General features: G+C 70.7%; 16 protein-coding genes, 1 pseudogene and 1 riboswitch. Of the genes and pseudogenes, 12 read left to right on the top strand and 5 right to left on the bottom strand.

What is annotated here, in order from left to right; genetic code table 11:
- Nucleotides 1-12: 12 nt before the first annotated feature.
- Nucleotides 13-912, bottom strand: a complete 900-nt coding sequence (locus E1300_RS23635) for a helix-turn-helix domain-containing protein (protein ID WP_131759243.1) — start codon at nt 910-912, stop codon at nt 13-15.
- Nucleotides 913-970: 58 nt separating this feature from the next.
- On the opposite strand from E1300_RS23635, the gene E1300_RS23630 reads away from it, so the two are divergent.
- The 9 genes from E1300_RS23630 (at nt 971) to E1300_RS23585 (ending at nt 7,566) form a co-directional block, all read left to right on the top strand.
- Nucleotides 971-1,786 (top strand): ATP-binding protein, encoded by an 816-nt coding sequence (locus E1300_RS23630; RefSeq protein WP_131759242.1) that lies wholly within the window; start codon nt 971-973, stop codon nt 1,784-1,786.
- Between the two features lie 110 nt (nt 1,787-1,896).
- A riboswitch (FMN riboswitch) is annotated at nt 1,897-2,027 on the top strand.
- A gap of 85 nt (nt 2,028-2,112) precedes the next feature.
- A complete protein-coding gene (locus E1300_RS23625; protein ID WP_131759241.1) occupies nt 2,113-2,736 on the top strand; it encodes a riboflavin synthase in 624 nt (207 codons plus the stop codon).
- The gene (pnuC, locus tag E1300_RS23620) at nt 2,733-3,374 is read left to right on the top strand and encodes a nicotinamide riboside transporter PnuC (RefSeq protein ID WP_131759240.1); all 642 of its coding nucleotides are present in this window, start codon (nt 2,733-2,735) and stop codon (nt 3,372-3,374) included. Before E1300_RS23625 ends, pnuC begins: the two co-directional genes overlap by 4 nt.
- 29 nt (nt 3,375-3,403) lie before the next feature.
- Complete coding sequence (locus tag E1300_RS23615) at nt 3,404-4,624, top strand: bifunctional 3,4-dihydroxy-2-butanone-4-phosphate synthase/GTP cyclohydrolase II (RefSeq protein ID WP_131759265.1); 1,221 nt, start codon at nt 3,404-3,406, stop codon at nt 4,622-4,624.
- On the top strand, nt 4,621-5,130 hold the full coding sequence (ribH, locus tag E1300_RS23610) for a 6,7-dimethyl-8-ribityllumazine synthase (protein ID WP_131759239.1): 510 nt from the start codon (nt 4,621-4,623) through the stop codon (nt 5,128-5,130). The genes E1300_RS23615 and ribH overlap by 4 nt, the downstream gene beginning before the upstream one ends.
- Before the next feature lie 287 nt (nt 5,131-5,417).
- A complete protein-coding gene (gene hisG / locus E1300_RS23600) occupies nt 5,418-6,293 on the top strand; it encodes an ATP phosphoribosyltransferase (protein ID WP_131759238.1) in 876 nt (291 codons plus the stop codon).
- The gene (locus E1300_RS23595) at nt 6,286-6,732 is read left to right on the top strand and encodes a PH domain-containing protein (RefSeq protein ID WP_242619357.1); all 447 of its coding nucleotides are present in this window, start codon (nt 6,286-6,288) and stop codon (nt 6,730-6,732) included. The genes hisG and E1300_RS23595 overlap by 8 nt, the downstream gene beginning before the upstream one ends.
- A 202-nt stretch (nt 6,733-6,934) precedes the next feature.
- Nucleotides 6,935-7,135: a hypothetical protein gene (locus tag E1300_RS23590; protein WP_242619356.1), complete on the top strand. Its 201-nt coding sequence runs from the start codon at nt 6,935-6,937 to the stop codon at nt 7,133-7,135.
- Between the two features lie 32 nt (nt 7,136-7,167).
- Entirely contained in the window at nt 7,168-7,566 is a 399-nt protein-coding gene (locus E1300_RS23585; protein ID WP_242619355.1) for a PIN domain-containing protein, read from the top strand.
- A 30-nt stretch (nt 7,567-7,596) separates the two neighbouring features.
- Here the strand turns inward: E1300_RS23585 and E1300_RS23580 are convergent, their stop codons facing one another.
- Nucleotides 7,597-9,030 (bottom strand): glycoside hydrolase, encoded by a 1,434-nt coding sequence (locus tag E1300_RS23580; RefSeq protein ID WP_165502957.1) that lies wholly within the window; start codon nt 9,028-9,030, stop codon nt 7,597-7,599.
- 217 nt (nt 9,031-9,247) lie between these two features.
- On the opposite strand from E1300_RS23580, the gene E1300_RS23575 reads away from it, so the two are divergent.
- A complete protein-coding gene (locus E1300_RS23575; RefSeq protein ID WP_242619354.1) occupies nt 9,248-9,829 on the top strand; it encodes a Uma2 family endonuclease in 582 nt (193 codons plus the stop codon).
- On the opposite strand, the gene E1300_RS23570 is transcribed toward E1300_RS23575, so the two are convergent.
- Genes E1300_RS23570 through E1300_RS23560 form a run of 3 tightly spaced genes read right to left on the bottom strand, consistent with a single transcriptional unit; the run spans nt 9,826 to nt 13,209 of the window.
- On the bottom strand, nt 9,826-10,461 hold the full coding sequence (locus E1300_RS23570; protein ID WP_131759234.1) for a hypothetical protein: 636 nt from the start codon (nt 10,459-10,461) through the stop codon (nt 9,826-9,828). The genes E1300_RS23575 and E1300_RS23570 overlap by 4 nt on opposite strands.
- Entirely contained in the window at nt 10,458-11,858 is a 1,401-nt protein-coding gene (locus E1300_RS23565) for a selenium-binding family protein (RefSeq protein WP_131759233.1), read from the bottom strand. The genes E1300_RS23570 and E1300_RS23565 overlap by 4 nt, the downstream gene beginning before the upstream one ends.
- A gap of 10 nt (nt 11,859-11,868) precedes the next feature.
- Nucleotides 11,869-13,209 carry a sulfite oxidase gene (locus tag E1300_RS23560; RefSeq protein ID WP_131759232.1) on the bottom strand — a complete coding sequence of 447 codons (1,341 nt, stop codon included), beginning with the start codon at nt 13,207-13,209 and terminating at the stop codon, nt 11,869-11,871.
- Between the two features lie 148 nt (nt 13,210-13,357).
- Between E1300_RS23560 and E1300_RS23555 the strand changes: the two genes are divergently transcribed.
- The gene (locus E1300_RS23555) at nt 13,358-14,260 is read left to right on the top strand and encodes an AAA family ATPase (RefSeq protein ID WP_131759231.1); all 903 of its coding nucleotides are present in this window, start codon (nt 13,358-13,360) and stop codon (nt 14,258-14,260) included.
- A 7-nt stretch (nt 14,261-14,267) separates the two neighbouring features.
- Nucleotides 14,268-14,605 (top strand): annotated as a pseudogene (locus E1300_RS52680) (hypothetical protein); the annotation flags it as partial.

Below are 14,605 nucleotides of genomic sequence, written 5' to 3'. Positions count from 1 at the left end.
GGTCCATATCGGTCACTCAATCATCGTTGCGAGGTAAGCGCTAGTTGCGGCTGCGTCCTGAGCCGCGCCACAGAGCTGCCCGAATCTCGTCCTATAGCGTTGCAGTTCATCGTCTTCCTCAAGCATGCGGTCGTCGACCGTGGTTTCGAGATACACGATGTCGCGTTCGAGAACGTCCGAAAACTTCAAGTACGCGAAGGGTTCGCTCGTGCCCGCGTAGAGGCCGCTGGTGAACCGGAGTACCTGGACCTTGACGTTCGGGCTGGTCGACGCGTCGATGAGGTGACCGATCTGTTCGGCCCGGATCGCGGGGTCCTTGATCCGGGCCAGGGCGTTCTCGTCGATCAAGGCGTGCAGGCGGCATGGCGCCGACTTCCTTGTGATGATCTCCTGACGCTGAAGCCGGGCGTCGACGTGGCGCTTGACCTCGGAGTCGTCCTGTATGCCTGCGATGCGAGTGACCGTCGCGATGTAGCCAGGTGCCTGCAAGAGTCCGGGGATGAGCGTGGTCTCGAACGTCAGGATCTCGGAGGCGCCTGCTTCGAGGCCGACGAAGTCGTCCCGGAAGACGTCGTTGTACTTGCGCCACCAGCCGCGCTGGCGAGCTTCGCGGGTGAGCTTGATGAGCGCTTCGGTGTCCGCCGCGCTGACGCCGTAAAGCTCGCAGAGGTCCGTCACCGAGTCGCTTTTCGGTTCGACCCACTTCGCCTTTTCGATGTAGTTGAGCTTGGATGGGCTCCACTGGAGTCGCTTGCAGACCTGGCTGGTCGTCATGCCGCACTGCTCTCGCAGCTCCACCAGCTTCCGGCTGAGGGCGCGCTTTTTGATTGTCGGACTGTAGTCGCTTGCCTGGATTGCCGACACTTGTCCGAGCCCTCCGCAAGATCGAATGCTGCTCTTTCGAGAATCCATTTTGAACCCCTTGAGGTTCCGACTCGTAACGAGCAGTATCTACTCCGTAACGCGGCGTGTGCAGGCGATTGCGGAAACGATCACGCTGCTTCTCATAGCCCCCTTGCGGGAGGAGCTCCCCATGGTTCGTGGCCATCTCCCTGACCTGGTGCTCGGTGGGTGTTCGGCATGGCCGTTGCCTGCGGACGAGACGTGCGCGGGCCTGGCGCGGGCGTACCTGCGCGTGGCGTTGACGGCGGTGCGGCTGCCGGGCGAGCAGATGGACGACGTGATGCTCGCGGTGTCGGAACTGGTGACGAACGGGCTGCGGCACGGGGTCGGTAGCGCGCGTTCGTCTCCCGGACGGGACGTGCTGGAGCTGTGGGTCTACCACCGGGTCACGCCGGAGAGCCAGTTCGTGTTCAAGGTGTTCGATCCGATGACCGAATGGACGCGTTCGGCGAAAGGGGGTGGCGCGTGGGCGGAGGGAGGCCGGGGCATGGGGATCGTCGATGCCGTGTCGCGGGAGTGGGGATGGCATCGGGCGCGGTCGCGGCTGGGACTGCTGCCGGTGACAGGGAAGGCGACCTGGTTCTGTATCGCCACTCCGACGCATGTCCCGCTTCAGCGTCCCGGTCCGCTTCCGTGGCAGGCGGCCGTGGCACTGAGTCGTCTGCTGATCGCCCGCGGACTCGACGGGACGCGCTGCCGGCATGGCGTCGACCGTTCCGTGGTGGTGCTGCGCGGGCTCTCCGTGTGGTCCGAGCCGCCGGGCCTGTTCCGGTGGCGTGTGCGGCCGGGGACGAGGGACGCCTACGCGGTCCGGCCGTACGCGGATCTGCATGATGTGGCGGACGAGGTGATCAGCCGGCACGAGTGCGGTGCCGGAGCGTGACGGGGCGACAAGGGTACACCAAGCGAGCGCTTGGTTGGCCACATCCGGCCGTGGGCTTCCTCACATGGGGCGGGAATGGTTCGCGTGGCACACTGGTTGGCAAGCATTGAACGCGTGCTCCGGGGTCGGTGAAATTCCGAACCGGCGGTGACAGTCCGCGACCCGGCCGAAGCCATCGGCCGGTTGACCCGGTGGAACTCCGGGACCGACGGTGAAAGTCCGGATGGGAGGCAGCGCGCATACACCCCTACCCGAGGGGTGTAGTGGTCGTACAGGTACGTCCCCCGGAGCCTTTCCGTACAGCGGAACTAGGAGGCCCGGGGAAGATGTTCACCGGCATCGTCGAGGAGCTCGGCGAGATCGAGGCGGTCGAGCCCGACGGGGACTCGGCCAAGCTCACCATTCGCGGCCCGCTCGTGACCGGGGACGCCGTGCACGGCGCGTCGATCGCCGTCAACGGCGTCTGTCTCACCGTCGTGGACGTCAAGGACGGCTCCTTCACGGCCGACGTCATCAAGGAGACCCTCGACAAGTCCAGCCTCGGCGCCCTCGCGCCCGGCTCCAGGGTCAACCTGGAGCGGCCCGTCCGGCTGTCGGACCGGCTCGGCGGCCATCTCGTCCAGGGGCACGTGGACGGTGTCGGCACGATCATCTCGCGGGAGCCCGGCGACCGCTGGGACGTCGTCACGGTCTCCCTGCCGCCGCATCTGAGCCGCTACCTCGTCGACAAGGGCTCCATCACGGTGGACGGCATCAGCCTCACCGTGGTCGAGGCCGGCGCCGACCGGTTCAGCGTCGCGCTCATCCCCACCACGCTGGCGCTCACCACGCTCGGCCACAAGGAGCCCGGAGACCCGGTGAACCTCGAAGTGGACGTCGTCGCGAAGTACGTCGAGCGGATGCTCGGCGACCGCGCCGGTGCCGCGCCGACCGCCGTGGACCAACTATGAACTGGTTGAACGCGGGCTTCGAGGTGTTCGGCGAGCACGTCCTGTGGACCGATCTGGTCGGCAACGTGCTGTCGCTCGCCGTCGTCTGGCTCGCCATGCGCAAGACCCTGTGGACGTGGCCGGTGCAGCTCGCCGGCGCCCTGCTGCTGCTCGCCGCGTCCCTGCACGCGGACGCCCCCGGCAACGCGCTCAAGCAGGTGCTGTTCGGCGTGCTCGCCCTGTACGGGTGGGCGATGTGGATCCGCGGGCGCCGCGCGGAGCGGGGGCTCGTCGTCCGGCAGGCCACCCCGCGCGAGCGGCTCGTGCTGCTCGCCGCGCTCGCGGTCGGCACCGCCGCGGTCGCGGAGCTGTTCCTCAACCTCGACTGGCTGAAGGTGGCCTGGTCGCCGTGGGCGAACGCGTACATCTTCGTCGGCAGCGCGGTCGCGACCTTCGCCCAGAGCCGCGCCCTCGTCGACTTCTGGATCATCTGGGTGCTGGTGGACCTGGTCGGCGTCCCGCTGGCCCTGCATTCGGGGCTGTACGTCTCCGGCGCGGTCTACGGGATCTTCTTCGTGATGGTGATGGCCGGTTTCCGGAACTGGCTGAGGGAGTCCCGGGACGTCCGGGCCCCGAGGAACAAGGCGGTGTCGGTGTGAGCGGGCTGAGCGGGCTGGAGGCCACGGGCATGGGCGAGAGCGGGATCTTCGACTCCATCGAGGCGGCGGTCGCCGACATCGCGGCGGGACGTCCCGTCGTGGTCGTCGACGACGAGGACCGCGAGAACGAGGGCGACATCATCTTCGCCGCGGCGAAGGCGACGCCGGAGCTGCTGACCTTCACGATCCGCTACACGAGCGGCGTGATCTGCGTGCCGATGGAGGGAGCCGACCTCGACCGGCTCCAGATTCCGCTGATGACGGCGCAGAACTCCGAGCGGATGCGGACCGCCTACACGATCAGCGTGGACGCGCGGCTCGGCGTCACGACGGGGATCTCCGCCGCCGACCGGGCCAAGACGATCCGGACGCTGTGCGACTCGGCGTCGGAGCCCCGCGACCTCGTCCGGCCGGGCCACATCTTCCCGCTGCGCTACCACGAGGGCGGCGTGCTGCGCCGCCGCGGCCACACCGAGGCCGCCGTCGATCTCGCCCGGATGGCGGGCCTCGCCCCGGCGGGCGTCCTCGCCGAGGTCGTCAACGACGACGGGACCATGGCGCGGCTGCCCGAGCTCCAGGTGTTCGCCAAGGAGCACGGCCTCAAGCTGATCTCGATCGAGCAGCTCGCCGAGTACCGCAGGCGCACCGAGCCGATGGTCACCCGGGTCGTGGAGACGCGGCTGCCGAACCGGTTCGGGATGTGGCGCGCCGTCGGGTTCTCCAGCGCGATCGACGGCGGCGAGCACGTCGCGCTCGTCCTCGGGGACCTCGGCGACGGACGCGACATCCTCGTCCGGGCGCACTCCGAATGCCTGACCGGCGACGTCCTGCACTCCGAGCGCTGCGACTGCGGCACCCAGCTCGACGCCGCGATGGAGCGCATCGCCGCCGAGGGCCGCGGCGTGATCCTCTACCTGCGCGGCCACGAGGGGCGCGGCATCGGCCTGCTCGCCAAGCTGCGCGCCTACGCGCTCCAGGACAACGGGTCCGACACCGTGGACGCGAACCTGGAGCTGGGGCTGCCCGCCGACGCCCGCGAGTACTCGAACGCCGCGCACATGCTGCGGGAACTCGGCGTGGAGTCCGTCCGGGTGCTCACCAACAACCCGGCGAAGCTCAAGGGCCTGGAGGGCTTCGGCCTGGACGTGCTGGGCCGCGAGGCCATGCCCGTCGTCGTCACCGACCACAACCGCCGCTACCTGACGGTCAAGCGCGACCGTCTCGGACACCGCATCGAGGGGCTCGCATGAGCGGAGAAGGACGTCCCGAACCCGGCACCGTGGACGCCGCCGGGCTGACGCTCGGCATCGTCTGCACCCGCTGGCACGCGCAGATCACCGACCGCCTGCTGGAGCGCGCTCTCGCCGCCGCGAAGGCGTGCGGGGTGGACGAGCCCGTCGTCGCCCGGGTCGCCGGCGCGCTGGAGCTGCCCGTGGTGGCCCAGCAGCTCGCCCGCGACCTCGACGCCGTCGTGTGCCTCGGCGCCGTCATCCGCGGCGCGACCGCGCACTTCGACTACGTCTGCGACTCCGTCACCGCCGGTGTGACGCGCGTCGCCCTCGACGAGGCCACCCCCGTCGGCAACGGCGTCCTGACCTGCGACGACCTGGACCAGGCGATCGACCGCAGCGGGGTGCCCGGCGGCCACGAGGACAAGGGCTGGGAGGCGACCGTCGCCGCCCTCGACACCGCCCTCACGCTGCGCAGGCTCCGCGCCCCGTCCCCGTCCGGGCACCGCAGCGGCTTCCACCGCTGACGGTGGGGCGGCACGAACCCGCCGCGCGGACCGCGTAGGATGAGGCGGCGCCGGACGCGGTCCGCGCATTCCGGCAAGCACACCGGCACGACCACCACGGATGGGAGGCGACTGTGGCCGCACTCGACACGGCACCGACCCTGCGAGGTCCGCGGCATCACGGTCACGCCGGGCACGTCGGCGGGCATCTGTAGCGGGGGAGAGGGGTCCGCGACCCCTGGTTCACCCGCACATCTGTGCCCGTCCGTCCCGGTATCCCGAAACGCATCCCACTGAAAGGCTCATCCGTGCTGTCACTCGTCCTGCCCAAGGGGTCGCTGGAGAAGGCGACCATGCAGCTGTTCGACGCCGCCGACCTCACCGTCCGGCGCACCTCGGACCGCGACTACCGCGCCTCCATCGACGACCCCCGCATCGACCGGGTCCGGGTCCTGCGCCCGCAGGAGATCCCGACCTACCTCGAACAGGGCCTGTTCGACCTCGGCATCACCGGCCGCGACTGGATCACCGAGACCGACTCCGACGTGGTCAGCCTCGGCGAGCTCCAGTACTCCAAGGCCACGTCCAACCCCGTTCGGGTGATCATGGCGGTGCCGGACGACGCGCCCTGGCAGACCGTGTCCGACCTGCCCGAGGGCGTCCGGATCTCGACCGAGTTCCCCGCGATGACCAAGCGCTTCCTGGAGAAGCACGGCGTCAAGGCCAAGGTCGTCCCGTCCTACGGCGCGACCGAGGCGAAGGTGCCCGACATCGTGGACGCGATCGTCGACCTCACCGAGACCGGCTCGTCGCTCCGCAAGAACGGCCTCCGCATCCTCGACACCCTCCTGACCAGCTACACCGAGCTGGTCGCCAACCGCGAGGCGTACGAGGACGCCGAGAAGCGCGCCGCCATGGAGGACATCTCCCTGCTCCTCCAGGGCGCCATCCGGGCCCGCGGCAACGTCCTGCTGAAGCTGAACGTCGCCCAGGCCGACCTCCAGGCCGTCCTCGAGATCATGCCGTCGCTGTCGTCGCCGACCGTGACGTCGCTGGCGGGCGGAGAGTCGAACGCCGTCGAGTCCGTCGTCGCCAAGCGCGGGGTCAACACCCTGATCCCCGCGCTGAAGGCCGCCGGCGCCCACGACATCCTCGAAATCCCGATCTCCAAGATCGTTGACTGACGTCCCGGCCCTGCCGACCGTGTGGCGTCCCCGCACCACGCGCGTCGTCGCCTACGCCACGGCGGGCATCATCATGCTCGGCATGATCGTGCTCGCCGTGGTCGTGGCGCCCCAGTTCAAGACGCTCGACCGCGTCCTCATGATCGCGTTCGGCCTGCTCGTCGCCTGGATCCTGCACATGCTCGCCCGCTGCCGCGTCGCCGCCGACGACACGGGCCTCACGGTCGTCAACGCCTTCCGCACCCGCCGCCTCGAATGGCCCGAGGTCGTCGACGTCACGATGTCCATCGGCGAGCCCTGGCCCACCCTCGACCTCGCGGACGGCACGTCCATCGGCGCCATGGGCATCAACGGCGCCGAGAAGGCCCTCGCCGCCCGCCAGCTGGCCGAACTCCGCACCCTGGTCCAGACCAAAGGCGAAGCCCCCAACCCCCGCTGAACCCTCTCGTCTATCCTACTTTTGGTAGTACTCTTCGAGTATGGCTGACGCTGGGGACACTGGAGCCGACGCTCCTGCGAGGAAACGACGTCGCCGTCAGGGTGCGACGCATGCGAAGAAGTCGGCGTCTACCCGTACTCCGCGGACTGGCAGCGGCGCGGCCGGTGCGTCCTCCAGCCGGATCAAGACGGTGAAGAAGTCCGTGACCCTGCGTGAGAACGTGGTCGAGGAGATCGAGGCCCGCACCGGAGCGCGGGGGTTCTCGCAGTTCCTGGACGCCGCGGCCGAACGCCACCTCGCTCTCCTGAAGGCTCAGGAGATCGTTGACGACCATGTCGCCCAGCACGGGGACCTCACCGAGGAAGAGCTGGCGGAGGCCCAGGCGGCGTGGCGCGGCGAGTAGACCGCGGCGGCGCGCTGGCCGGCCCGGCCTTCGTGCTGGACGCGCAGGGTCTGTCGCTCCTGGCAGACCACGACCGGGCCATGATGGCGAGGCTGGAAGTCGCCAGGCAACAGGAGTTCATGCCGGCGATCAGCGCCGTCACGGTCGTCGAGCAGCGCCGCCACGGCAAGGCCGGGGAGCGTCTGGCGTGGCTGCGTTCCCGGCTGACCGTGGTCCCTGTCAGCGAGGACATTGCGGACATCGCCGCCGGGCTCCTCGATTCGACGGGGCTTTCCGGTCACGAGTGCGTGGTCGACGCCGTCGTGGTGGCCACCGCGGCGAGCGCGACCGGGCCGGCGAAAGTGGTGTCCAGCGACGTCTCCCACATCCCCGCCCTGTGCAAGGAGGCGAGCGACGGCCGGCCCTCCCCGGTCGAGTGGGTCCGCGTCTGAGGCAGGTGCGGCGATCGTCCTCTGCCGGGTTCAGAGGTCGATTTCTAGGGTCGTTATCGTTCGTGCGGTCTGGTGCACTGTGAGCGTCCGGTCTGATGTAAAGGTGTCGGGTTCGCGGGTGTAGTGGCGCGCGGTCCATGAGTCGGACGTGTCGGTCACCCATGTTCGGACGGTGCCGCCGGTCCTGATCAGCCGTCCCAGGTCGTAGGTGACGGTGCGAGGGCCGCCGTCGTTCGCCGTGACCAGGGTCAGGCAGCGGGCGGTGGGGTCGAGGGCGGCGACTGTGTCGGCGTGGCCGGAGTCGAGGATCTGGGCCATCGGCCTGATGTGCCGGGTGTAGTGGGCGAGGACGTAGTACTTGGTGTTGACGCCGGTGACCTCGCCTTCCAGGGTGCCCTTGGCATGGCCGTCCGGATTCACGGTCTGGTCGTCGTAACCGCCGTCCAGCAGTCCCCAGTCGAGTGACTCCACGGGCTGCCAGCAGACCCATCCGCGAGGACGGAGATAGCGGACGTCCCGCCCGATGCTCAACGCCATCGTCAGGCCGTCGGGTTCTCCCTCGGAATACTCCGCCTGCCACACCGGCATGGCGTCGCCTACCGTTTCGCGGAGTGCGATGCGGTTCTTCGGATCCCTGTCGCGGTCGTACCCGTGCACGTTGACGCGACCGATCATCGCCCTGATCGGCTCGGGGAAGCTCCGCCAGGTGTTCACGGCCTGCGAGTAGTAGCACTCGTCGGACGCGGCGATCAGCACGTCCCGCAGCCCGTGGCCGTCCAGCTCGCGGCGCAGGCAAGCGATGACCGCCTCCTGCGCCTCGACGGTGAAGTGGCAGCCCTCCTGGTTCTGGCCCGCGTGCCAGGCGTTCAGCGACGGCTCGTTGAACGGCTCGACGGACTGGAACCGGATGCCCCACTCGTCGCGGGCGTGCCTGGTGACCATGGCGATGAGGTGCGCGAACGCCTCCTGGTTCGAGCGCAGCAGATTGTCATCCTGGCCTCGCTCGGCGCCGGAGGGATTGCCGTTCGCGGTCATCCACCACGGCGGCGACACCGAGAACATCTCGAAGGTGTCGGCGCCGTTGTCGCGGGCCTTCGTCAGCATGGCCCACTGGTTGGCGTCGGCGCACCAGTCCCAGTGCTCGCCGTCCCAGAACTCCCCGATCTGCTTGCGGCGGACGATGGCGGGCGACTCGACCATCCGTCTGCGGCCGCGCGTCCTCTCCGTCCACGTGCAGGCGCCCAGGTTGTAGCGCACGATGTTCAGGCCCAGCCCGGGGAGCTCGACCTGCCGCTTGGTGGTCCTGACCTTGACCGGGTCCAGGCCGAACAGGACGGCGGCCAGGTCGTCCCGCGTGCCCAGCTCGGTATTGGCCCACCACGACAGGCACGTCCCCCAGCCCTCCCAGGTGTAGGCCCTCTGTGGATCTATGACCCGGATCTCGCCGTCCGCCCGTTCGGTCATGCTCCCGCCCCCGCTCGTCCGTCCCGTCCACCTAGGAATGTGATCGGACGGCCGCCCGCCACCCCGGGCCTTTCCGGATCTTTGCTCGAACCTTCCCGACCCGCGGGACGATCCGGCGCGGCGCGGCCGACCGGAAACTCTCACGTGCGTCGCGTCCGTATGCCAGAGTGGGCGCATGAACGCAGAGTGTGGTGATTCGATGACGGACTGTACGCCTGTGGGTCCGCCGCTGCCTCGCTGGCTGATCCCTCCGCCGCAGGGATTCACCGCCGACGATCTCCTGCGCATGCGCGGCCTGCCCGGGCACACCCAGATGATCGACGGAAGCCTCATCTTCGCGAGTCCGCAGACCAAGTGGCATTCGCGGACGATCGGCTATCTGGAGAACGAGCTGGACCGCCAGGCGCCCGAAGGGTTGCGGGCGATGCGGCAGATGATCGTCAGGCTGGGCGAGCGGCAGGCGCCGGAGCCGGACGTCAGTGTGGTGACGGCCGAGGCGTACGAGCGGCCCGAGCCGTCCGACCACTTCTTCGCCGATGACGTCGCGCTCGTCGTCGAGGTGGCCTCATCGGACACCGAGGCGCGCGACCGGCAGACCAAACCGCTCAAGTACGCGGCCGCCGGCATCCCGCACCTTTGGCGGGTCGAGCGTGACGAAAGGCGGACGGTCGTGTACACCCACCGGCTCGTTCCGGCCACCCGGGAGTACTCGGTCACGGGAATCCATCGCGACCTGCTCAAGGTGACGGTGCCGTTCGACATCGAGATCGATCTCACGGCCGTCGACCGCCGCGACTAGAAGGACAGGACGAGCGTCAGGGTGCCTGCGGTGATCAGGGCGGCGGCCCAGAGGCGGTCCAGGTTGAACCAGGCGCGGCGGAGGACGGCCAGGCCCACGAGTTCGTAGACGGCCACGGCGATCGCGCCGGCCACCGCGAACATCGCCAGGGTGTGGACGGCGGTGACGAAGATCCCGGTGGACAGGGCGTTCCCGGAGGCCGTCAGGCCGTGGTCGTGGCCCGCCGGGGCCGTTCCGGACGAGGTCAGGACGGGCAGGAGCATCAGTCCCGCGCCGTGCGCCGACGACATCAGGAACGACCAGCCGGCGAGCTGCCACAGCGAGATTCGCATGCCGACCCAGCGGAAGTGGCGCTGGGAGAGCAGGCGCCACAGGCCGAAGCCGACCAGGAGGGCGCCGCCGCCGATCGCGACCGCCTGGGTCGCGACGACGGAGCGGGTGAGCGCGACGAGGACGGCGACGGCGCCGACGGAGGCGGCGTGGCCCGCGGCGATCGCCGGGAGCGACTGCAGGACGAGGGCCCTGCTGCGCTCCTGGAGGCCGCGGGCCACGGCGAACAGCCAGCCCATGGCGGGGTTGAGGCCGTGGAACGCGCCGAGCGCGACCAGGGCCGCGAGCGAGCCGTCGTTCACGGGTAGCAGTAGGAGTCGGACGAGGCGTCGCCGCCCTGGAGGCGGGTCTGGTGCGGGCGGAGGCCGCGGAAGGCGTCGCCGTGCGGGAAGAACCGCTCGTCGAACGTGAAGCCGTCCGCGGTGGAGTCGAGCTTGGCCATCCAGGCGCCGACGCCGTCGGGGTAGAACTGGTCGTCCCACGCGCCGTAGAGGGAGTTGGTGACGTAGACGCGCTTGCCGTCGCGGCTGACCTCGACCATCTGCGGGCCGCCGGCGAGGGGCAGGTCCGGTTGGGCCGGGTGCGGGGTGCGGTCCACGATGCCGCCGATGCGGACGGAGCCCGCCTCGACGGGGTGGAACGGGTCGCTGACGTCGTAGCGCTTCAACTCGCCGGTGCCCCAGCAGGAGACGTACAGCCACTGGTCGTCGACGGACAGGTCGATGTCGGTGACCAGGGGCGGGACGGCGCCGAACGGGGCGATGACGGGCGGGAGGTCGTCGGCGGCGGCGGGTTCGGCGGGGATGGAGATGACCTTGGTGGCGGCCCAGGAGTCGCCGTCGCGGTGCCAGAGCCAGACGGAGGCGGACAGGTCCTCGACGCTGACGACGACGCCGACGAACCCGTACTGCTTGGTGGGGTCGTGGGCGGGCCGCAGTTCGAGGGCCATCTGGTGCTCGTCGCCGAGGTCGACGGTCTGGACGTGGCGGCGCTTGCGCAGATCCCAGAAGTGGAGGGCGTGCCCGTACTTGCGGCCGAGGAGCAGCTCGCCGACGACACCGTCCTCGATCATGGACGGGGTGCCCCACTCGGAGGTGACGAGGACGTCGTGCGCGATGTGCCACCAGGCGTCGTAGGCGAAGTACTGCGGGCCGCGGTCGACCTCCCAGCGTCCGAGGACCTCGAAGGAGGTGTGGTCGAGCAGGGCGATGCCGCCGGGGCCGTCCTCGCCGTCCGCGCCGCCGAGGGCGGTGACGTACAGGCCCTCGGGGCCGCAGTGGACGGTGTGGGGGCGCGAGTAGCCGGCGCGCTTGGCGAGCTCGTCCGGCTCCAGCGTCTTGACGATCTTCGGGGACGTGGGGTCGTCCTTGGTGTCGATGACGTAGATCCGCGAGGAGCGGAGTCCCGGGACGATCAGGTAGCGGCGCTCGACGTGGGGGTGCGGGGCGTAGGGGCACAGGGCGCTGCTGCACGCGTTCCAGCCGAAGTGGTGCAGCTCGTCGCCGAGGTTGGGCAGGTCGGTCCAGCCGACGACGTCACCGTAGGTCGCCGAACCCGGGTCCACGTCGAGGACCGCGATCGCGTCGGGCTTCTCCGCGGCGCGGTCGAACGCGGCGACGTAGGCCAGCCCCTCGGGCGGGGCCGAGACGGCGTCCCTGGGGGAGGCGTAGAACGTCGGGTCGGGCTTCCACAGTGCCATGGGGTTCCTCTCAGGCGATGGTGATCGGGTGGCGGACGACGGCGCCGAACAGGTAGCCGAGCGTGTTCTCGGGCCAGGTGGCCGGCTGGGTGGCCCCCGTCTCGTCGGTGGCGCGCGCGAGCAGTTCGTGGCGGCCGGTGCCGCCCGGCCGCCAGGGGTACTCCCAGCGGGTCCAGCCGCGCGCGGGGGCGTGGAGGTCGCGGGGGCGGGCGCGGTGCCAGGTCCGGCCGCCGTCCACGCTGATGTCGGTGTGCCGGACGCGGCCGTTCCCGGACCAGGAGCGCCCGTGCAGGACGTGCCTGCCGGCGGGGAGCGTCCCGTCCCAGGGCAGCTCGAACGCGGACTTGACGTTCATCCGGGTCAGCGGCGCGCTGCCCTCCGGCGGGTAGCCGGGGCCGAAGAGCCGGTAGTAGCGGGTGTTCCAGGGCGAGAAGAGCGGCTCGTCCGCGACCTGGATGTCGCCGACCCATTTGACGGACGCGATGCCGACCCAGGACGGGACGACCAGTCGGACGGGGGCGCCGTGGTCGGGCGGGAGCGGCCTCCCGTTCATCTCGTAGGCGAGGAGGACGTCCTTCAGCGCCTTCGCGACGGGGAGGGGACGGCGTACGCGGCCGAGGTTCTCGCCCTTGTCCACGTAGTCAGGATCGAGCCCGCGGGGGAGGATGTCCACGGCCTTCCGGGTGAGACCGGCGCGCTCCAGGACGGTCGACAGCCGCACGCCGCGCCAGCGCGCGACGCCGACCGCGCCGAGCTTCCAGGCCGTCCCGGACACCGTCTGCCCCTGCTGGGACGTGAAGAAGCTGCGGCCGTTGCCGGTGCATTCGACGGACGCGGTGAGCGTCTCGGCGCGGAGGCCGAGGAGGTCCTCGTAGGAGAACTCCACGGGACGGTCCTCGGTGGGGGAGCCGTGCAGGCCGGTGCCCCACAGCTTCAGCCGCCAGGTCCCGGCGTCGATCAGCGGGGTGGAGACGTGGTTGCGGACGAAGAACCGGTCGACCGGGGTGAGGTACCCCTGCCCGCGCATCGCCTCCCAGCGCATCTCGGCGTTGGTGCCCTGCGGGATGAACAGCTCGGGCGGCAGCGGCTTGACGATGCCGCTCGCCGCGGCCGCGGCCGCGAACGCGCGAGCGGACGCGGGCGCTGATCCCGCGCGGGCCGGGGCCGGGGCGAGGGTCGTTCCCGCGGCGCCGAAAGCGGCGGCGCCGAGGCCCGCGCCCGCCGACATGCGCAGCACGCCGCGCCGGGTCATCCGCCGGGCGGCGTACTGCTCCGCCCGGACGCGCTCGTAGGTCGCCTCGTCGGTCAGGTCTTCGGTCAGGTCAGCGTCGTACCCGTCACCGGATCGCATGTGACCGATGCTCCTGAGTGACGGCACAAAAGTCAACATTCCCTACCCACTTACCGGTGAATAGGCGGTGCGGGGTGGGATGGAACGGGCGAAAAGGAGGGGCCATCCGGGCATAGGCGATCCCGTTCCGGCTGAGTAGCCTGGGGCAATGGACGAGACGGCTCCGGCGACGGCGGACGGGATCGCCTCGCCCGCGGAGCTGGCGCGGCTGCTCGACCGGCACGCCTACCTCTGCGACGACGGGCTGGCGACGGCGTGCTTCCTCGCGCTGCGCATGGGCCGTCCCCTCTTCCTGGAGGGCGAGGCCGGCGTCGGCAAGACGGAGCTGGCGAAGACGCTCGCGCGGGTCCTCGGCGCGCCGCTGATCCGGCTCCAGTGCTACGAGGGCCTGGACGCCTCGCAGGCCCTGTACGACTGGGACTTCCCGCGCCAGCTCCTGCACCTGCGGGCCGCCGAGGCCGCCGGCGCCCGGGACGTCGCCGCGCTGGAGGGCGAGCTGTACGACCGGCGCTTCCTGCTGGCGCGGCCGCTGCTGCGGGCGCTGGAGACCGCGCCGAGCGTCCTGCTGGTGGACGAGCTCGACCGCGCCGACGACGAGTTCGAGGCGTTCCTGCTGGAGGTGCTGAGCGACTTCACGATCACCGTGCCCGAGCTCGGCACGATCCGCGCCGAGCGCCCGCCGGTCGTGGTCGTGACGTCCAACCGGACCCGCGAGGTGCACGACGCGCTCAAGCGGCGCTGCCTGTACCACTGGCTGGAGCACCCGTCGTTCGACCGGGAGGTCGCCATCATCCGGCGGCGGCTGCCCGGCGCGGCCGACCGGCTCGCCGGCCAGGTGGCGCGCGCGGCCGAGCGGCTGCGCGGCGCCGGCCTGCTCAAGCCGCCCGGCGTCGCCGAGACCCTGGACTGGACCGAGGCCCTCGTCGCCCTCGGCGTCCGCGAGCTCGACCCGGGCGCGGCCGCGGTGACGCTCGGCGCCGTCCTGAAGTACCGGGAGGACCAGCAGCGCGTGCTCGGCGGCGGCCTCGACGCCCTCCTCAACGGGGGGTGAGCCGGGCGTGCGGCGGGACGTCGTCGAGACGATGACCGGGTTCGCGCGGACGCTCCGCGCGGCGGGCGGCCCGGCCGACCCCGAGCGCGTCCAGGCGATGCTGGCGGCGCTCGACCACCTCGACGTCCTGGATCCGGCCGACGTGTACTGGGCGGGACGGCTGACGCTCTGCGCCGATCCCGGCGACCTTCCCCGCTACGACCGCTGCTTCGCCGCCTACTTCTCCGGCGCGACGGCCCGCCCGCCGGGGAGGCCGCCCCCGCCTCCGGTGGTGCGGCACACGGCGGTGCCCGCCGCGCGCGACGAGCCCGGCGGCGAGGACGCCGGTGAGACGCTGGCCGCCAC

The organism is Actinomadura fibrosa, assembly GCF_900659615.1.
GTDB lineage: Bacteria > Actinomycetota > Actinomycetes > Streptosporangiales > Streptosporangiaceae > Spirillospora > Spirillospora fibrosa.
Note: the sequence above shows the minus strand (reverse complement) of the source record. Positions and strands in the feature narration are given on the sequence as shown.